This window comes from Klebsiella sp. 141153 (assembly GCF_032601995.1).
GTDB classification, from domain to species: Bacteria; Pseudomonadota; Gammaproteobacteria; order Enterobacterales; family Enterobacteriaceae; genus Klebsiella; species Klebsiella aerogenes.
Map to the genome: position 1 here is coordinate 458,681 of NZ_JAQIRJ010000001.1, position 19,621 is coordinate 478,301.

Genomic DNA, 19,621 nt, shown 5'->3' on the forward strand with positions numbered 1-19,621 from the left:
GCAACCCTGCCGTCATTCCCGGATGACCATCTTTTACAATAAGTGATAAGACAGCGGGCTTATCATAAAGCGATGAAGATGACTGCCGCCTTTAAGGTTGAAGTTAGCTTTAATCTTGTCTAAATGCGCATAAATGGTTTTTACCCGCAGACCCAGCACTCTGGCAACGGCGTTCACCGACATGCCGGCTACGACATGATCGATAATCATCATCTCTCTTTCACTGAGCGGGGCTCCCCCCTTTGCCTTTATTAGACTAAAGTCCGGCTGACCGCCATGGTCATATAACTGCCGATGCTTAATGTCCAACAACAACTTTTGAATATTGGCTGTCGATTCGCGACTACTCACCCACAATATATTCCCCCGATAAATCAACCGTCCAGGGCGACTACTTCTGGACGTGCTTACTCCCAAAATAATGCCCTCAAACAATTGAGATAACGCATAGAGATGCTTGTAATCTTGATAGCCATGTAGCGGCAAAATAATAAGATCCGCTTGCTGTATAGAATGGTTAGTGTAAGCCAATTCAACGTAAGCGGGCTCATGACACTCAGAAGATATCTGTTGTAGACAATATTCTACACCCAGTCGAAACCAGATATCCTTGCTATTAATTATAACCTTCAATTTTATAACCCTGGCATAAGAACGACAGGCGCACCTTGAATATAGAAAATCCTACTCGGCTGTTAACTTACGTCGGATATTCCACGTAACTGTATGATAGCGCCATCATTCTGGCAGAACGGTTTATCACTTTTCACAGAATAAACAGTTGTAACGTAGTGACTGTTGATATAATAACCCTGAGTCTTGACGCGTAATATAATTTCTTGCTCAATGCCGACATCCTTGAGGAGTCGACGTAAATTTTGCATCACTTGCCATAAACGTTGTGATGAAGGCCTTAAATCATTTTTCTCCCAGACATGCACCATCAACTCTTCATCACTAACAATTCTTTCAAGGCCATGTTCAAATAAATATTCAATTAGACAGGCCATCGTTTTTCGTAGACGGATGTTTTTTCTATTACCACTTACAGTAGCTATTTCCCGGTACTTCAAGAAGTAAAAAAAATCATCCTCTAATTGGTAACCAAGTAACGCACTACCTATTATCATTCATCTCTCCATGATAAAAATCATCATTTCAAAGGCAGGTTACATGGCAAATGAGCAATCGCCTAAACAATTTTGATATGCATAATAATCAAAACATAAAACTACATTTAAATACATACAAAGCGTAAATGACCTTATAACTTAATATTATCAGTTATTTATGTTGATTAGGATTATTCTTAAATGGCCGTTTCCTTTACAAAAGGTAAATTAATGAAAGGTATGGAAATCAAAAAAAAGCCACTTTTATTGATCTAAATCAATAAAGCGGCATATCTTTCGCTCAAGTAAAATTGACCTTGGTCGATAGTAGTCTAATTGGCGCGATGAAAAGCGGCCCGTCCTTTACATTCGGTAGCCCGGTTTCTTAATCAAAGAATCCATCTGCGGCGCGATCTCATCATCCCACACCCGCTGCCAGTCGCTCTGCTGTACCTGATTAAGGGCAACGCTAACTGAGCTATCTTTGGTGCTGAGATGACGGATCAGAACCTCAGTGATTTCCGCAGCCAGCGCGCTTTTTTGCTCTTCGCTCAGTTCACGGGGAAAACATTTGATATCGACATGTGGCATAGCAGGCTCCTTATTATTGGGATTTTAAAACTATCACAGATTCCCTAACTCAAATCACGATTTGTGCCTTAGAGAAGATTATTGTCACGCAGTACCTGCTGCAGCTCCGCACGGCGATAAACCGCCTGAGCCACAGCGGCAAACTTTGGCGTATGCGCGGCAAACCACTCGCGCCGGGGCCCCCAGCTGTACATCGCGGCAATATAGCAATCCAACAGCGTGATATTCCCGCCTGATGCGTAAGGCCCGGCAGCCAGCTGCTGTTCCAGCCAGAGATAGAGTGATTTGCGGTATTGCTGACAGCTCTCACGCAGTTCGTCAGGCGCTGAGGCTGTCCAGCGTTCGGGATAGTCGGCATAGGTGAAGGTCGGATAAACGTTAGCCACCAGCCAGATCAGCAAACGTTGAAACTGCTGGCGCTGTGGCGTACCGGCTGGCGGCGCCAGATCCGGGCGCTCGTCGAGGATCATCAGCGCGATCGCCGCTGTTTCCGTCATCACGCTGCCATCCGCCAGTTGCAGGGTAGGCACCTGACACAGCGGGTTGATCGCCAGTAGTTTCTCTCGCTGCGCGCCTGGCTGGTCAAAGCCATCGACATTGATAAATTGATAAGGGATGTTGGCCAAGGTCAACATCATCTCGCTTATTGCCGAGCCCCACCCCGGCACACCATACAATTTCATGATCGTCAGTTCCCAGGCAGAAAACTTTTAGCGTAGCACTAATTCCGCGCGGCGCTGAATTCGCGCCAGGCGACGATGGCTACCAGTGCCACCGGAATAAGCACCGAGTAGAAACCCGTCAGGATGTAGCCCAGCGCCCCAAGCCCTGCTCCCAGCAGAAAACCGAGCACCGAAGCCCCCGATTTTTTGATTTTTTCTCTATTCTCGCGGTTGGGCGCCTGGCACCAGTTAACCACATCGATGGTTAACTGCGTGACGTTACCGGTCATCATCGTACTCGGGCTGGTGGTGGGTAATAATAATCGGGTGGTGGCGTTCCTCACCCCCATCGCCATTACGCCTGCCATGCCGGTGATTAACGCGGTCGCGCTATCCGCGCCGACAAAGGGCTGCCACAGCAGCCCCAACAGGCCGAAAAGTAGTAACAGCAGAATCTCAACGACGAACAAGCTGCCAAGAAAGCGTGGCGTAATGGTTTTTCGACTTTTGATAACCAGCGTGACGATCGCCACCGCCAGCATAAAAACAGGAATGGCGAGCAGTTTCGATAAAATACCTTCGCTGTTGGTGGCCAGGGCTGCCCCGGCCACCACCAGGTTTCCCGTGACGTGGGCGGTAAACAGGCCAAACAAGGTGATGAAGCTGATAGTGTCGATAGCGCCGCCGGAAGCGGCGAGCAACGCGGGCTCACGATGGTGCTGCCAGCGTTGCTCCAGTAAGAGTTGGTTTTCGGCCACAGAGATTAATCCATTAATAAGACACACGATGTAGCCATGAGTATAGCAATCCCTGGCTATTAATAATCACAGCATCAATATGTTATCCCCGGTGGATTGACCTCCGATTGCCTGACTACCTCCCCCTGTTCCCCCCAGCGCGCGAGAACCTGCTGATACTCGCCACGCGCGATCGCGCCATTCAGCGCCGCCTGCAGCGCGTATACCAGCCCATTGCCTTTTTTAGTGGTGGTGGCCACCCAGGCTTTTTTGGGACCGAGCCCGACAACTTTGGTTTTTCCGTTTAATGCAGCCTTATAAGAGGCCACCGACTGCGGACCAAAAAAGACGTCCGCCCTTCCCGACTGAATATAAAGATTGCCGGAGGCATCGTCGGTAAGATAAACCGGTAACGCCGGTTGCCGTCCCGCGGCTTCGTTTTCCGCATTCCATCCCAGCAGGATCCGCTCCTGGTTGGTACCAGAACCGACAATGACTTTACGTCCTGAGAGATCCTGCGCATTTGAGATCCGCGAAATGTCACTGGTTGATTTCACCGAAAAGGCCAGCGAGTCTACGCGGTAGGTGGCGAAATCGAACTTCTCTTTGCGCTTCTCGGTCACAGCGATGTTAATCAACGCCACATCGTAACGCCCTGACGCGATCCCCAAAGGCCAGTCCTCCCAGGCCGTTGGCACCAGCTTCAGTTTCAGACCAAGGCTACCCGCCAGTAAACGGGCGATGTCCGGGTCGCTGCCGATACGCGTGCGGTTGTCGCTGGCCAGCAGCGCCAGCGGCGGCGAATTTAATGCCGAAATCGCCACCGTCAGCACACCGGGCTCCACAAAACGATAGTCCGGAGGAATTTTGCTAATCGCGTTATCATCTCGCGTCACCGGCAATGGCCGTTCATTGGCGCGCAAATCGAGTTCGGCGCGCGCCTCGCCGATGCTCAGGAGCAGCATGAGGGCTGCAGCTAATTTCCTCATGCCAGCACCCGTGATAAAAATTGCCGGGTACGCTGGTGTTGCGGATGATTTAACACTTCATCGCTGCTGCCCTGTTCAACGATTTTGCCATCGACCATAAACACCACCTGGTCGGCAACCTCGCGTGCAAAGCCGATTTCGTGTGTTACCACCACAAGCGTCGTCCCGGAGCGGGCAAGTTTCTTGATAACATCAAGCACTTCGCCAACCAGTTCCGGATCCAGCGCGGAAGTGGGTTCATCAAACAAGATCACGCGCGGATTGAGCGCCAGCGCGCGGGCGATGGCGATGCGCTGCTGCTGGCCGCCGGAAAGATGCCGCGACCAGGCATCGGCTTTGTTGCGCAAACCGACAATGTCCAACAATTCATAAGCACGAGCGATGGCCTCCTTTCGACTGGCCCGTTTGTGGGCAATCGGCGCTTCAACTAAATTCTCCAGCACCGTCAGATGCGGAAACAAATTGAAGTTCTGAAATACGTATCCCACGTTGACCCGCTGGCGAAGGATCTCTTTTTCTTTCAGCTCGTACAGCTTGTCGCCTTTACGGCGATAGCCGATATAGTCGCCATCAATCTGGATAAACCCTTCATCGACCCGTTCAAGATGGTTAATTGTGCGCAGCAATGTCGATTTTCCCGAACCGGACGGCCCGAGGATCACCGTCACCGTTCCCGGCGCTATCTCCAGCGAAACATCATCCAGCGCTTTATGACGGCCAAAGTATTTACTGACCCCGGTTATCGAAATATGACCATTACGAGAGTTGAGCATGGACGGCCTCCTGCGGCTGACGAACCGGTTGGGTCAGGCGATTATTACGCACGCTGTTCACCGCCGAGCGGCGTTCGCTGCGCGCCAGCGCGCGTTCGACCAGGTACTGAATTGCGGAGAGCACGCTGGTAATCACCAGGTACCACGCGGCGCCCACCATCAGCAGCGGGATCACTTCCTGGGTGCGGTTATAAATCATCTGAATGGTGTAGAACAATTCCGGCATCGCCAGTACGTAAACCATCGCCGTCCCTTTTGCCAGGCTGATGATTTCATTAAACCCTGCCGGCAGAATGGTGCGCAGCGCTTGCGGCAAGATGATCCGCAGCGTGCGTCGCCAGGCGGGGAGTCCCAGCGCGGCGGCGGCCTCATACTGCCCGTGATCCACGCCCAAAAAGCCTCCGCGGATAATTTCAGCGGTATAGGCGCTCTGCACCAGCGTCAGGCCAACTACTGCCGTGGAGAACTGCCCCAGTACATTGATAGTCTGATAGCTCGCCCAGGTTACGCCGGTGAAAGGGATCCCCAGCGATAAGCTGTCGTACAGATATGAGAAGTTATACAGAATGATCAACACCACGATTAGCGGCAGCGAACGGAACAGCCAGATATACCCCCATGCCAGGCTGCTGAGCAGCCATGACGACGACAGGCGGGCCAGCGCCAACAGGCCGCCGAAGATAACGCTTAAAAGGGTGCCAAGTAGCGTGAGCAGCAGCGTTTGCCCCAACCCCTCGAGGATCACCGGGTCGAAGAACCAGTGGGCGAATACCCCCCACTCCCAGCGCGGATTGAACGCGACCGACTGCACGACGACCGCCAGCACCAGTAGCGCCAATACCGCCCCGGCGACGCGCAGCGGGTAGCGAGCCGGAACCACTTTGATCGTTTCAGATGATTGCATAGTGCCTCCTTAAGCGCTGTGGCTGAGGGCGCTAACCGCCAGCGCTTTACTGAACCGCAACCGGCCATCATAGGGCGGCCGGCTGTACTCTTCCGGGTCGCGAGCGAGGTCAAACTGCGCCTCATACCCCTGGCTTAAATAGAGCTTTACCGCTTCCGGCTGACGAAAACCGGTGGTGAGAAAAATATGGCTATAACCTGCCAGCACCGCCCGACGCTCCAGTTCTTGTACAACCCTGGCGGCCAGCCCCTGTTGACGCAGCCGACGATGCGTCCAGATCCGCTTAATTTCCGCGGTGTGCGTGTCTTTCGGTTTGTAGGCGCCGGTGGCGATGATTTCGCCGTCACGCTCCAGCACAATAAACAGCCCCTGCGGCGGCAGATACCATTCGGTTAATTCCACTTCCGCATCACGAGAAAAATAGTCGCCGTAACGAGCGGCGTACTCGGCAAACAGGCCGCTAATAATCGGCTGTAATTCCGGCGCGTCCGGAGAAATATCACGAAATGCTTCGCTCATAGCGCCTCCTGTTAATCGCCCAGCCCGGCGGGGTTGATTTCCGATTGTGGGATACTCTCCACTCCCTCGCCCCAGCGGTTGAGCACTTTGGCATAGTCACCGCTGGCGATAGCGCCGTTGAGCGCCGCCTGTACGGCATTAACCAGCCCGCTGCCTTTCTTCAGCGTCACCGCGATATGCGCCGCCTTCGGCCACCCGCCGTCCACGCTGCCCACCAGCTTGGTTTTGCCAGTAAGGGCCGCTTTCCAGGCGCCTATGACGTTAGGGCCGAAGAATGCGTCGGCGCGGCCCGTTTGCAAAGCCAGCGTCTGCGCGGCGTCGTCTTTGGTATAGACCGGTATAAACGGTTTAAGCCCGCGCTTAACGTTTTCCGCATTCCATGCGAGTAAGATTGCCTCCTGATTGGTGCCGGAGCCGACGATAATCTTCAGCCCGGCAATATCTTCCGCTTTGTCGATCTTGTTCAGTGGGCTGGTGCTTTTAACGTAAAAACCCAGCGAATCTTTACGATAAGTGGCGAAATCGAACTTCTCTTTGCGCTCTTTGGTGACGGTAATATTGCTGATCGCGGCATCATATTTGCCGGAGGCGACGCCGAGCGGCCAGTCTTCCCACGAGGTCGGAACAACGTTGACTTCGAGGCCGAGGCTGTCAGCCACCAGACGCGCAATATCCGCCTCGCTGCCGAGCAACGTTTTGTTATCATCCGAAAACACCGTCAGCGGCGGCGAGTTCAGCGCCGCAACCGCGACGGTAAATTTCCCCGGTACCGCCAGGTGCAGATCTTTCGGCAACAGCGCAATTGCCTGCGGATTTTTTGCCGTATGAATCGGAGTTTTATTGGCCTCCAGGCTAACCCCGGTGCCGTTGATATTGACGTCCTGCGCCCACGACGGGGCGCTAATTGCCAACGCGAAGGCCAGCAATAGCGTTGATTTCTGCATAGCGCGGTTCTCTTTTATTATTTTTCGAATTGGTTAATGGGCAGATCCAGCCCCAGGCTTTCCCGCAGCGTGGTGCCTGGATAGTCGCGGCGGAACAATCCGCGCGCCTGCAGCAATGGCACCACTTCATCAACGAAACGCGGGAAGGTTTCCGGCGTGCCGCCCTGAATAATGAATCCATCGGCGGCGCGTTGTTCAAACCACAGCTGCAGGCCGTCGGCGACATCGCTGGCCGTGCCGGAGAAGCGCGGGCGCGGGCTGGCGGCCTCCAGCGCCACCTGGCGCAGGGTTAATCCCCGTTCACGGGCATTGCGTTTAATCTCATCGGTGGTGCTGCGGAAACTGTTTTGCCCAAGGTCGCCAATATCCGGGAAGGGTTCATCCAGCGGATATTGCGCAAAGTCGTGATGCTCGAAATAGCGCCCCAGGTAATTCAACGCGTCGTCGATCGAGACCAGCGCCGCCGTGGTCTGGTATTGACGCTCCGCATCCTCCGCGTCGTCACCGACGATTACGCTGACGCCCTGGAAAATATGCAGTTGATCCGCACTGCGCTGATAGGCTGCCAGTTGGCTTTTGACATCCTGATAAAACGCCTGCGCCTCGGCTAATGACTCCTGGTGGGTAAAAATGGCATCAGCGTGGCGAGCGGCTAATTTTTTGCCGTCATCTGAGGCGCCTGCCTGGAATATAATGGGCCGTCCCTGTGGCGTGCGGGCAATATTCAAAGGACCAGAGACTTTAAAGAAATCGCCATGATGATTAAGCGTATGCAGTTTATTTTTATCAAAAAACTGGCCGCTCTCTTTATTACGCACAAAAGCGCCGTCTTCCCAGGAATCCCACAATCCTTTAACCACCTGAAGATATTCGTCGGCGATACGATAGCGCAGCGCATGATCGGGATGCTGGGCGCGGGAGAAGTTTTTCGCCGAGCCTTCCAGCGGCGACGTCACCACGTTCCAGCCAGCGCGCCCGTGGCTTAAATGGTCAAGACTGGCGAACTGTCGCGCGGTCGTGAACGGTTCGCTATAGGAGGTGGAGAGCGTACCGACCAGCCCCAGACGATCGGTCACCGCCGCCAGCGTTGATAATACCGTTAACGGCTCAAAACGATTTAAAAAGTGAGGGATGGATTTTTCGTTAATATATAACCCGTCGGCGACAAAAATAAAATCGAGTTTCCCCTGCTCGGCTTTTTTCGCCGTTTCTTTCACAAATTCAAAATTAATACTGGCATCCGCCAACGCCGCCGGATGACGCCAGGCGGACATATTTCCTGAGGCGCCATGTAAAATCGTCCCCAGACGTAATTGCCGTTTTTCAGACATAGTGACCCCTTGCCCTGTCAAAAATTAAATATGGTGTAATGCCTGTTCCGCCAGATCCGCGAAATAGCGCGCGGCTGGGGCAATGACGTTTTCATCCGGATTAAAAGCCGGGTGATGCAGGCCAAATTCGCTGGCGCTACCTATGCTGACGAAAGCGCCCGGAATATGCTGCAGATAGACGGCAAAGTCTTCGCCGCCCAGATGTAAATCGGCGTGATGCGTGCGATAACCGAAGCGGTCGGCCACCGCGCTGGCGAACGCCGCCCAGCGCTCATCGTTAACCAGCGCCGTTGGCCCGGCATACCAGAAGACATCAATTTGCGCGCCAAAGGCGCTGGCGAAACCGGCGGCGATTTCGCTGACTCTCGCCTTAACCCGCTGCTGCACCTCGCTACTGTGGGTGCGCAGCGTCCCTTCGAGCTCCACGCTTTCCGGCAAAACGTTCCAGGTATTCCCCCCCTGGATCCGCGTCACGCTGAGCACCACCGAATCCAGGGTGTTCACTTCGCGACTGGCGACGCTCTGCAGCAGCGTCACCAGTTGGCTCGCCAGCAGGATGGCGTCTTTACCTTCATGCGGCCGGGCGGCATGCGCCCCTTTGCCGGTCACTTTGAATACGAAGCGATCGACGTTGGCATAAAACGGGCCGCCGCGGGTAGCGAATTCGCCCACGGGTAAATTGGGCTCATTGTGCATGCCGAAGATGGCCGATACGCCGTCAAGCGCGCCAACGCGGATCAGCGTTTTGGCGCCGCCGAAACTCTCTTCCGCAGGCTGGAACAGGATCCGTACCCGCCCCGGCAGTTGCGCTTCTCGTTCCTTTAACAACAACGCCGCGCCAAGCATCACGCTGGTATGTATATCGTGACCGCAGGCATGCATGACGCCTGGATTTTGCGAGCGGAACGGCAGCCCGGTGGCCTCTTCTATCGGTAGCGCGTCGATATCCGCGCGGAGCGCGATGATTTTATCGCCGCTGCCCACCTCCGTGACCGCCCCGGTGGTTAACTCGTAAGGCAGTAACGGCAGGCCGCCGCTTTGCAACCAGTCGCGAATGCGCGCGGTGGTTGCTACTTCCTGTAATGAGAGTTCCGGGTTCTGATGCAGTTCGCGCCGCCAGCTTATCAACTGTTGTTCGAAATTCATGGCGTCACCTCCACGCCAGAATGCGCCTGCGCCAACAGCCCCAGCGACTCCAGCCGCGCCCCGCCCTCAGCAATAGGGGTATCAATAATAAACTCATCAATGCCCCATTGCGCCTGAAGGGCATCGAGTTGTGCTTTAACCTCTTCTGCGGTACCGAACAACAGCGAGGACTCGCGGCGCTCAATCCGCGTGGGCGGGCTACCGGCCTGACGGGCGAAGGCTGCCGCCTGAGCTTCACTACCCACCGTTACCCGCTGGCCGTTTGCCAGTTCAACGCCCCAGACCTCTACCTGCTTCGCCAGTTCTGCGGCGCTGGCGGCGTCTTGCGCAACGATAACTTGTACGGCCACGATGACCTCCCGGCGGCTCAATTCGCGCCAGTTGGTTAACACTTCCCGCAACAGGTTTTTATCGCCGTTGAGATGCGCGGCAAAAACAAAGTTCCAGTCCAGACGGGCCGACAGGCGGGCGCTCTCGACGCTGGCGCCGAGCAGGAAACCGTCCGCGCGGCGCGGCGGGATAGGCGTCGCGCGCAGGCTCTCCTCGCCCTGGCTTTCGGTCAACGTTAGCCAGTTATCAAGCTGGGCAAGCTGTTCGGCAAAACTGCCCTTCTCATGCTGATGGACGCCCTGTTGCAGCGCGCGAGTGGCAAGCGGCAGACCGCCTGGCGCCTTGCCAACGCCGAGATCGACGCGTCCTGGTGCAATACTGGCGAGCAAATTAAAGTTTTCGGCGACTTTGTAAGGGCTATAGTGCTGCAGCATCACGCCGCCGGAGCCGACGCGGATCTGCCGGGTTTGCCCGAGGATCCAGGCAATCAATAGCTCCGGCGACGGGCTCGCCAGCTGTTCCGCGTTGTGATGCTCGGCAATCCAGAAACGATGATATCCCCAGCGTTCTGCCTGTTGCGCAAGCGTTAACGTACGCGCCAGCGCCTGAGCAGCAGTTTCGCCAGGAGCAAGAGGACTTTTATCCAGGATACTGATTCGATAAGACATTTCGCAGGCTCGTTTTAATTAACATGCCTGCATTATTAGAATCTGCAGCGCGTACTGAGAAACAATTTATTCACATGTACTCTGCCGGAAATTAGATATGCGCAATAAGATACGGGTCCAATATGGTCTCTTCGTGGCGGATCTGCCGGACAAGGTTTAGACTCAATTCCCAGCCATGAATTAAATTCATCAATGCGGAATAATGATGCTAAAAGATAACTTCAACGATCTCCTGTCGTTTATGGTAGTTGCCCGCGAACGCAGTTTCACCCGCGCCGCCGCCCAACTTGGGGTGTCGCAATCTGCGCTGAGCCATGCGATGCGCAACCTCGAGGCCCGGCTTGATGTTCGCCTGCTGACCCGTACTACCCGCAGCGTCGCCCCCACCGACGCGGGTGAAAAATTGTTCCAGAATTTACGTCCACATCTCACGGAAATTGAACGCGAGCTCAGCGCCTTGCGGGATAACCGCGACCTTCCGGCGGGTAATATTCGCCTTAACGCCGGCGAACACGCCGTCAGCGCGGTTTTGTGGCCAGCATTGAAGCCATTTATGTTGCGTTATCCCGATATCAATATCGAAATTACCGTCGATAACGGCCTGGCCGATATCGTCGATGGCCGCTTTGACGCCGGTATACGTCTCGGCGATCAGGTGGCAAAGGACATGATTGCGGTGCGCATCGCCCCGGACATGCGCATGGTCGTCGTGGGCTCGCCTGATTATCTTCAACGCCACGGCACACCGCAGACGCCTTATCAACTGGATCAGCATCGCTGTATTAATATACGGCTACCGACCCGCGGCGGTCTCTACGCCTGGGAATTCAGCGACAATAATAAAACCTTCCAGGTTTATGTGGACGGACAACTGACGCTGAATAGCTTGCCGCAACGCATTGATGCCGCGGAATCCGGTCTCGGCCTGGCCTATGTCCCTGATGATTGCGTCGAGGAGGCGCTGGCGGCCGGTCGATTAGTGCAGGTTCTCGAAGACTGGACGCCTACCTTCCCTGGTTATCATCTGTATTACCCCAGTCGCCGGCAGCACACCGCTGCGTTTGCGCTACTCGTCGACGCGTTGCGTCATTGAACTCATTGATATTTAAGTAAGTGCTGTAGCGAAATGTTTTACGTGCGTCACTATCACGTTACGTGTAGGATGCAGCGCCGTGTATGGTTTATCTCTACGACAGAATGGTGAGAAAGCCAGCACGATGTATCGCCGCTGCGCGATACGACAACCACTCATGGACATTGACAGGAAAATGGGTACATCAATGAATAACAAACACACTGACGCGGCGGAACATCATGCCGCGAAACGCCACTGGCTCAACTCGCACGAATCGGGTTACCACAAAGCAATGGGCAACCGTCAGGTACAGATGATCGCTATTGGCGGCGCCATCGGTACCGGTCTGTTCCTCGGCGCCGGGGCGCGTTTACAAATGGCGGGCCCGGCGCTGGCGCTGGTTTATCTGGTTTGCGGTATCTTCTCCTTCTTCATCCTTCGCGCCCTCGGCGAACTGGTTCTCCATCGCCCCTCCAGCGGTAGTTTCGTCTCTTATGCTCGTGAATTCCTCGGTGAAAAAGCCGCCTACGTCGCCGGCTGGATGTATTTCGTTAACTGGGCAATGACCGGTATCGTTGATATCACCGCCGTCGCCTTGTATATGCATTATTGGGGCGCTTTCGGCGATGTTCCGCAGTGGGTCTTCGCTCTTGGCGCGCTGGCGATCGTCGGCACCATGAATATGATCGGTGTGAAATGGTTCGCTGAGATGGAGTTCTGGTTCGCGTTGGTAAAAGTACTGGCTATTGTCGCATTCCTGGTAGTCGGCACGATTTTCCTCGGTACCGGAAAACCGCTCGATGGCAATGCCACCGGCTTCCATCTGATTACCGACAACGGCGGTTTCTTCCCCCACGGTCTGTTGCCGGCACTGGTGCTAGTTCAGGGCGTAGTCTTCGCCTTCGCTTCCATCGAGCTGGTGGGTACCGCGGCGGGCGAATGCAAAGACCCGGAAACCATGGTACCGAAAGCGATTAACAGCGTGATCTGGCGTATCGGCCTGTTCTACGTCGGTTCCGTCGTGCTATTGGTGCTGCTGCTGCCGTGGAACGCCTATCAGGCAGGGCAAAGCCCGTTCGTCACCTTCTTCTCGAAGCTCGGCGTACCATACATCGGTAGCGTGATGAACATCGTGGTATTAACGGCCGCCCTCTCCAGCCTGAACTCAGGCCTGTACTGCACCGGGCGAATTCTGCGTTCGATGTCGATGGGAGGTTCAGCGCCGAAGTTTATGTCGAAGATGAGCCGCCATCACGTCCCTTACGCCGGGATCCTCGCGACGCTGGCAGTCTACGTGGTGGGGGTTTTCCTCAACTATCTGGTGCCGTCGCAGGTATTTGAGATCGTGCTTAACGTCGCATCCCTGGGGATTATCGCTTCATGGGGCTTTATCGTGATCTGCCAGATGCGTCTGCGTAAGGCTATCAAGGAAGGCAAAGCGGCGGATGTGAGCTTCAAAATGCCGGGCGCGCCATTTACTTCATGGCTAACGCTGCTGTTCTTGCTGAGCGTACTGGTGTTGATGGCATTTGACTACCCGAACGGCACCTATACCATCGGGTCCATTCCGCTGCTGGCGGTGCTGCTGGTCGCAGGCTGGTTCGGCGTACGTAAACGCGTGGCTGATGTTCACAGCACGGCGCCGGGCGTTGAAAAACGCTAAGCGCTTTTCCATAACGGTTTGCCCCTCAGCGGGCAAACCGTCACCGAAAAATTAATTATCTTCCACCAGTTGAGCAACGTCGCTGCTGTTGATTTCGCGTTTGTTGCCAGACTCATCAATATAGCTGGTCATGCCGGTCTCTTTATCCAACTGCGGTTTGCCGTGGGTCACAATAGTTTGCCCACTTTTTGTCGTCATGACGTAATTAGAGCTGCAGCCTGCCAGAAGCGCCAGCATTGCCGCCGCGCAGATCACCATATATGGCTTTTTCATAATTTCTCCAGAATGATTACCACTCTCCCGCCGCGCGCGGGAAAAAGTAAGTGTATAACCTTTATAGTAATCAGGCTAATAGCGGTTTGTAACAGAGGATGAGACCCGGAGTAAGGAGGGGTCGCCCCCTCCCTGGGGATTACAGGGCAATGCGGATTACGTCGTCCGGCGCGGTGGCCTCTTTCTGACGAGTTGACTCCTGCTTCACGCTAACAAACAGCGTTTTTCCATCGGCGGACAGCGCCAGGCTATTCGGGAAGGTCGGCGTTTTGAAGGTTTTGACAACCTTATAGGTCTTAGCATCAATGACGCTGACTTCACCCGCTTTGCGATGGGTGACGTAGACTTCGTTGCGGGCCGGGTTAAACAGCACCGCTAAAGATTCCGGCGCGGCGATTTTTTGCAGCACTTTCCCGTCACGAATATCCACCACCAGCATTTCCGGCTGCTTGCTGTCGGTAATGAAAGCGCGGTGACCGGCTGTATCCAGACTCAGGTTCAGGTAGAAATGCTCCTTACCGTCATCCTGCAGCTTCTTACGCGAGAGGATCTTATTGCTATCGGTATCGATAGTCAGCAGTTCGCCATCGGCATTGGTGGTGTAAAGACGTTTAGCGTCAGCATCGAGCGCCAGCCCGGTGGCCATCGCGCCGGTATTGGCAATGGTATCTTTCAGCGTCAGCTTGTCGCCATCCACCACCCAAATCACGCTCTCTTTACCCAGCCCGGAGATATACACGGTATTGGTTTTCTCATTCACCACCAGCTCACGCGGCTGCAGCGGGCGCACGGTATCACTACGTTTACGGTGATCGAGCACCAGTCGCCCTTTCACCGCGCTGGTTTTGGCATCTATTGCGGTCACGCTGCTATCAACGGTGTTGCCAAACCACAACGTCTGGGTGGTGTTATTGATGGTGGCGCCGAACGGTTTCAGGTCGTTATGAATAACCTGGGTGATGTCGAGCGTGGTCGGATCCAGACGATAGACGATACCGCCCTTATCCAGCGAACGGCTTTGCGAGGTGGCAACCCACAGCGCATTTTCCTGCTGGCTATACGCCATTTCGTACGCGCCTTTACCGACCGCTTTGCGCAGGAGCTCCTCGGCGGCGTGGGCGCTGAAGCTGCCTGCCAACAGTAACGACGTTAATAACAGAGAACGACGCAGACGCGGCGCGGATAACTGACGTAATGACATAACGATTCCCTTTATAGAACAATTAATTACTGGTTAGAGATGGCTTCCACAGCGTGAAGGTTAACTTCACTCTTTTTGTAAATGAGAATAGTAATCATTATTTATCGTAATGTGGAGCGTTAATTGCCTTTTTTGGTTAAAAGAATCACCTTTACTTGCCATTACTTAACGACCGGTTAGTTAATTCTTTTCAAAGAATTTACAAACGGTGTAACATATATACATATGTTCCATTTGGTACGTTTCTCTTTGCGAGTCGCTCTGATGAAGATTATTGCCATGCGCACGGTCGCGCTCCCCGCTTTATTACTCCCTCTCGTCGCCAACGTGCACGCCAGCACCAACGACGAACAAACCATGGTCGTCACGGCGACGCCTACCTCGGTTTCCGAACTGGATACCCCTGCCGCCGTCAGCGTAGTGAATGGCGATGATATGCGTCAGGCCGCCCCGCGAATTAACCTCTCGGAATCGCTCGGCGCGGTACCCGGTTTGCAGGTACAAAACCGGCAAAACTATGCTCAGGATTTGCAGTTGTCGATTCGTGGTTTCGGTTCCCGCTCCACCTACGGCGTCCGTGGCCTGCGGCTATATGTAGACGGTATCCCTGCCACCATGCCCGATGGCCAGGGGCAGACATCGAATATCGATATCGGCAGTATCGATAGCCTGGAAGTGTTACGCGGACCTTTTTCCGCGCTCTATGGCAACTCTTCCGGCGGCGTAATTAACGTCAATACCCAAACCGGCAGCCAGCCGCCGACCATCGAGGCCAGCAGCTACTACGGCAGCTTCGGTACCTGGCATTACGGACTGAAAGCTACCGGCGCCGTCGGCGACGGTAGCCAGGCAGGTGATGTCGACTACACGGTATCGACCAACCGTTTCACCACTCATGGTTCTCGCGATCACAGCGGCGCGCGTAAAAATCTCGCCAACGCCAAATTAGGCGTGCGGATTAACGACGTCAGTAAATTAACATTGCTATTCAATAGCGTGGATATCAAAGCTAATGACCCGGGCGGATTGAGCTACGAGGAGTGGCAGAATAATCCGCGCCAATCGCCGCGCGGCGATCAATACAACACGCGTAAAACGGTGAAACAGACCCAGGCCGGGTTACGCTACGAACGCCAGCTTAGCCAGCAGGACGATCTGAGCGTGATGATGTACGCCGGCGAGCGCGAAACCACTCAGTACCAATCAATCCCGATGGCGCCGCAGCTGAAGCCCTCGCATTCCGGGGGCGTCATCGATTTAACTCGCCATTATCAGGGGATCGACACCCGCTGGACCCACCGCGGTGAATTACTGGTGCCAGTGACCTTTACCACCGGTCTTGATTACGAAAACATGAGCGAACGACGTAAGGGCTATGAAAACTACGTTCTGGTGAACGGCGCGCCGCAATACGGCGAACAGGGCGACCTGCGCCGTAATGAACGCAATCTGATGTGGAACCTGGATCCGTACCTGCAAACCCAGTGGCAGTTGACGCAGAAACTGACCCTAGACGCTGGCGTCCGCTACAGTTCGGTGTGGTTTGACTCTAACGACTATTACGTCACTCCGGGTAACGGCGACGATAGCGGCGATGCCAGCTACCACAAATGGCTGCCAGCCGGTTCATTGAAATATGCCGTCACGGATGCCTGGAATATCTATCTTTCCGCCGGGCGCGGTTTTGAAACGCCGACAATCAATGAACTCTCGTATCGTTCCGGCAATCAGAGCGGATTAAACTTCGATCTTAAACCCTCCACAAATGAAACCGTGGAAATTGGCAGCAAAACGCGGATAGGCAACGGACTGTTCACCGCCGCGCTGTTCCAGACCGATACCGACAATGAGATTGTGGTCGACTCCAGCAGCGGCGGCCGCACCAGCTATAAAAACGCCGGTAAAACCCGTCGTCAGGGAATGGAACTTGGCCTCGACCAGCAGTTTGGCGATAGCTGGAAATTAAAAGCGGCATGGACCTGGCTCGATGCCACCTATCGCACGAACGTTTGCGGTTCGTCAGACTGCAACGGCAACCGCATTCCGGGCATCGCCCGCAATATGGGCTATGCCTCTTTCGGCTACCAGCCGGAACAGGGTTGGTACGCAGGGAGCGATATCCGTTATATGGGCGACATTATGGCCAACGACGCCAACACCGCCAAAGCGCCATCGTGGACCGTGGTTGGCCTGACCACCGGCTATAAGTGGAGCTACGGGAAAATGGATATGGATCTGTTCGGTAGCGTCGATAACCTGTTTGACCGTAATTACGCGGGCTCAGTGATTGTCAACGAATCCAATGGTCGTTATTACGAACCAGCGCCGGGCCGTAACTTCGGCATCGGTATGAATCTCGCCTGGCGTTTCGAGTAACTACGCCCGCCGATGGGTGATGATAAAAAAGGGATCCCAATAGGGATCCCTTTTTGATTCCACCGCAGTCTGTTAGAACGCGCTTCTCAAGGACAATTCGAAAATAATTTTTTCCGCCTGGCAGGAGAAATTCACCGCCGCGTCCAGTTTCGCCTCATTACCCACCTGCTCAATCGTGTAATCTACGGACGGCGTTTCGCTGGCGGCGGCAACGGCGCGTTCGCGAATGGCCGCTACCGCGGACTCCGCCTCTTCACGGGTAGGGAAAAATTTCTCGACCCGGTAAACGCAGTCTTCGTTATCGATAATGGTGCCAACATCAATGGCGCAGCCTTTGGTACTGCATTTATCAACTACATCTTTCATCGCATTAACCTCTTAAGTTTCCTTAAGGATAAAAAGCCGCTCACGGAAAAGCAAACCATTAATAAAAGTATGGATTAGTCATTTTGTTGGTTAAAGGCGGCGAAAGCGCCCCCGCACGCGTCTTCGGGGGCGTTAGAGAAGGCGGTGACGTTACTCGTCCGCTGCGACGTTAATCACCACTTTGCCGAAGTTTTCTCCCTTCAGCAGGCCAATCAGCGCCTGCGGCGCCTGCGCCAGGCCATCAATCTGCTGCTCGCGATATTTGATTTTACCTTCCTGTACCCAGCGCCCCATTTGCTGCTGGAACTCGGCAATGCGATGGCCGTAATCCTGGCCGATGATAAAGCCCTGCATACGAATACGTTTTTTAAGGATCGTCGCCATCAGCAGCGGCAGCCGATCCGGTCCATCCGGCAGCGAGGTGGCGTTATAGCCGCTAACCAATCCGCACACGGGGACCCGCGCCGCGGTATTCAGCAACGGCAGAACCGCATCAAAGACTTTACCGCCGACGTTCTCATAATAGACATCGATTCCCTGCGGACACGCCTGCGCCAGCTGCTGGCTGAAATCCGCAGCGCGGTGATCAAGACAAACATCGAAGCCTAACGTCTCTACCGCATAACGACATTTCTCGGCGCCGCCGGCAATGCCGACGGTGCGGCAACCCTTAAGTTTGCCAATCTGCCCGACGGTGGCCCCCACCGGCCCGGTTGCCGCCGCTACCACCAGCGTTTCGCCCGCTTTCGGCTGGCCGATGTCCAGCAGCCCCATATAAGCGGTAAATCCCGGCATACCTAACACCCCCAGCGCCCAGGAAGGGTGTTCAGGATTGTCACCGAGCTTAACTAAATCGCTACCATCGGAAAGCGCATAATCCTGCCAGCCACTATAGCCAAGCACCCACTCACCGGGTTTAAAATCAGGGTGATTAGAGCTCACCACACGGCTTACCGTCCCCCCGACCATCACCGCGCCAATGTCCACCGGTGGCGAATAAGAAGGCGCATCGCTCATCCGTCCGCGCATATAAGGGTCGAGTGACAAATAAATAGTCCGCAGCAGGATCTGGTTCGCCCCCGGCGTCGGCAGATCGCCCTCTTCCAGTCTGAAATTTTCGGCGGTAGGTTCACCGTGCGGGCGTGAAGCCAATATCCAGCGGTGATGGCGTTGTGGATTAGCGGTCATAGCAAACTCCTCTTGTTAACGGCCTGTACTGAGGCTAGCCGTTTTATGCTTAACGCGCTTTAACATTATGAGCCGGATTGATTCAGGCGTACCACCAGATAGACGCAAGTCTCGCTGGACTCATTGATAAATCGGCAATCGTTGGGCGGCCCCAGTTCCAGACAATCCCCCGCCTGCATCTGATGGCGAGTATTCCCTTCAACAAAAACTAATTCACCCTGCTGTAGCCAGATGAGCTGTCGCGCCAGCGCGTACGAAGAAGCGGGCATCGGTACATCGCTGCCGGCCGGCAACTCTATTTGCACCAGGTCGATCGGCAGATCGCTACGCGGCGAGACGTGCCGGCGCAAATAGTGGCTTTGCGGATCGCGCCACACCGGCTGGTTGGCAAAGCGCAAAAGCTTGCCCTCCTGCATCTCTGCACGCGCAATTAACGTCGACATACTGATGCCAAACGCGCCAGAGAGACGGCCCAGCATCGCCGCGGTGGGGCTACTCTCGCCACGTTCAATTTTATGCACCATTGCCCGCGAGGCCCCGGCGCGTTCAGCCAAATCGCTCAACGACCAGCCGCGGGACTCGCGTTCGATACGAATGCGTGCGCTAATGCGCTGGTTGAGGTTGTCTTCTATAGTATTCATGGCGTAACAATATAGTGCGCACCACCGTATTACACAACTGTCCGCTATCCCCGATGCTGCAGCGTTCTGTGTAAAATTTATTGCTAAAACTGATGACAGCCTGCCGTTCATTATTGTAATAATACCGTACTA

General features: G+C 54.6%; 19 protein-coding genes and 1 pseudogene. 3 read left to right on the forward strand and 17 right to left on the reverse strand.

Translation table 11 applies throughout. The features are described from left to right. Positions 1-33 precede the first annotated feature (33 nt). The 12 genes and pseudogenes from PGS10_RS02240 to PGS10_RS02295 form a co-directional block, all read right to left on the reverse strand. Positions 34-633, reverse strand: a complete 600-nt coding sequence (locus PGS10_RS02240; RefSeq protein WP_316422352.1) for a helix-turn-helix transcriptional regulator — start codon at positions 631-633, stop codon at positions 34-36. Between the two features lie 62 nt (positions 634-695). Next, positions 696-1,130, reverse strand: coding sequence for a winged helix-turn-helix domain-containing protein (locus PGS10_RS02245; RefSeq protein WP_045394078.1), 435 nt, complete (start codon positions 1,128-1,130; stop codon positions 696-698). Positions 1,131-1,475: 345 nt separating this feature from the next. Then, on the reverse strand, positions 1,476-1,703 hold the full coding sequence (pptA, locus tag PGS10_RS02250) for a tautomerase PptA (RefSeq protein WP_047048700.1): 228 nt from the start codon (positions 1,701-1,703) through the stop codon (positions 1,476-1,478). Positions 1,704-1,771: 68 nt separating this feature from the next. Beyond that, positions 1,772-2,389, reverse strand: coding sequence for a glutathione S-transferase family protein (locus tag PGS10_RS02255; RefSeq protein ID WP_289577736.1), 618 nt, complete (start codon positions 2,387-2,389; stop codon positions 1,772-1,774). 35 nt (positions 2,390-2,424) lie between these two features. Beyond that, positions 2,425-3,123, reverse strand: a complete 699-nt coding sequence (locus tag PGS10_RS02260) for a YoaK family protein (protein WP_045394070.1) — start codon at positions 3,121-3,123, stop codon at positions 2,425-2,427. A gap of 74 nt (positions 3,124-3,197) precedes the next feature. Further along, positions 3,198-4,067 (reverse strand): transporter substrate-binding domain-containing protein, encoded by an 870-nt coding sequence (locus PGS10_RS02265; protein ID WP_316422432.1) that lies wholly within the window; start codon positions 4,065-4,067, stop codon positions 3,198-3,200. A gap of 20 nt (positions 4,068-4,087) precedes the next feature. After that, positions 4,088-4,864 (reverse strand): amino acid ABC transporter ATP-binding protein, encoded by a 777-nt coding sequence (locus tag PGS10_RS02270; protein ID WP_315710630.1) that lies wholly within the window; start codon positions 4,862-4,864, stop codon positions 4,088-4,090. Then, positions 4,848-5,768: an amino acid ABC transporter permease gene (locus PGS10_RS02275; RefSeq protein ID WP_315710632.1), complete on the reverse strand. Its 921-nt coding sequence runs from the start codon at positions 5,766-5,768 to the stop codon at positions 4,848-4,850. The genes PGS10_RS02270 and PGS10_RS02275 overlap by 17 nt, the downstream gene beginning before the upstream one ends. Positions 5,769-5,777: 9 nt before the next feature. Next, positions 5,778-6,287, reverse strand: coding sequence for a GNAT family N-acetyltransferase (locus PGS10_RS02280; RefSeq protein ID WP_045394059.1), 510 nt, complete (start codon positions 6,285-6,287; stop codon positions 5,778-5,780). An 11-nt stretch (positions 6,288-6,298) separates the two neighbouring features. Further along, positions 6,299-8,562 (reverse strand): annotated as a pseudogene (locus PGS10_RS02285) (NtaA/DmoA family FMN-dependent monooxygenase). Positions 8,563-8,586: 24 nt separating this feature from the next. Then, positions 8,587-9,708 carry a M20 peptidase aminoacylase family protein gene (locus PGS10_RS02290; RefSeq protein ID WP_315710634.1) on the reverse strand — a complete coding sequence of 374 codons (1,122 nt, stop codon included), beginning with the start codon at positions 9,706-9,708 and terminating at the stop codon, positions 8,587-8,589. Next, positions 9,705-10,706, reverse strand: coding sequence for an MsnO8 family LLM class oxidoreductase (locus PGS10_RS02295; protein ID WP_315710635.1), 1,002 nt, complete (start codon positions 10,704-10,706; stop codon positions 9,705-9,707). The genes PGS10_RS02290 and PGS10_RS02295 overlap by 4 nt, the downstream gene beginning before the upstream one ends. Positions 10,707-10,911: 205 nt before the next feature. Between PGS10_RS02295 and PGS10_RS02300 the strand changes: the two genes are divergently transcribed. Together PGS10_RS02300 and ansP are read left to right on the forward strand one after the other, a co-directional pair. Beyond that, positions 10,912-11,799 (forward strand): LysR family transcriptional regulator, encoded by an 888-nt coding sequence (locus tag PGS10_RS02300; protein WP_047048727.1) that lies wholly within the window; start codon positions 10,912-10,914, stop codon positions 11,797-11,799. A gap of 187 nt (positions 11,800-11,986) precedes the next feature. Next, positions 11,987-13,444, forward strand: coding sequence for an L-asparagine permease (ansP, locus tag PGS10_RS02305; RefSeq protein WP_045382500.1), 1,458 nt, complete (start codon positions 11,987-11,989; stop codon positions 13,442-13,444). A gap of 51 nt (positions 13,445-13,495) precedes the next feature. On the opposite strand, the gene PGS10_RS02310 is transcribed toward ansP, so the two are convergent. Both PGS10_RS02310 and PGS10_RS02315 read right to left on the reverse strand, forming a co-directional pair. Continuing rightward, entirely contained in the window at positions 13,496-13,717 is a 222-nt protein-coding gene (locus tag PGS10_RS02310; protein ID WP_015366425.1) for a YgdI/YgdR family lipoprotein, read from the reverse strand. Positions 13,718-13,856: 139 nt separating this feature from the next. Further along, positions 13,857-14,918, reverse strand: coding sequence for a YncE family protein (locus tag PGS10_RS02315; RefSeq protein WP_316422355.1), 1,062 nt, complete (start codon positions 14,916-14,918; stop codon positions 13,857-13,859). 264 nt (positions 14,919-15,182) lie between these two features. Here PGS10_RS02315 and pqqU point away from each other — a divergent pair, with 264 nt between their 5' ends. Then, on the forward strand, positions 15,183-17,294 hold the full coding sequence (gene pqqU / locus PGS10_RS02320; protein WP_316422356.1) for a TonB-dependent receptor PqqU: 2,112 nt from the start codon (positions 15,183-15,185) through the stop codon (positions 17,292-17,294). A gap of 72 nt (positions 17,295-17,366) precedes the next feature. Here the strand turns inward: pqqU and PGS10_RS02325 are convergent, their stop codons facing one another. The 3 genes from PGS10_RS02325 to PGS10_RS02335 form a co-directional block, all read right to left on the reverse strand. Next, positions 17,367-17,660: a DUF406 domain-containing protein gene (locus PGS10_RS02325; protein ID WP_316422358.1), complete on the reverse strand. Its 294-nt coding sequence runs from the start codon at positions 17,658-17,660 to the stop codon at positions 17,367-17,369. A 150-nt stretch (positions 17,661-17,810) separates the two neighbouring features. After that, positions 17,811-18,848, reverse strand: a complete 1,038-nt coding sequence (locus PGS10_RS02330) for an NADP-dependent oxidoreductase (protein ID WP_316422359.1) — start codon at positions 18,846-18,848, stop codon at positions 17,811-17,813. 65 nt (positions 18,849-18,913) lie between these two features. Next, the gene (locus tag PGS10_RS02335; protein WP_015366420.1) at positions 18,914-19,489 is read right to left on the reverse strand and encodes a helix-turn-helix domain-containing protein; all 576 of its coding nucleotides are present in this window, start codon (positions 19,487-19,489) and stop codon (positions 18,914-18,916) included. Positions 19,490-19,621: the final 132 nt, after the last annotated feature.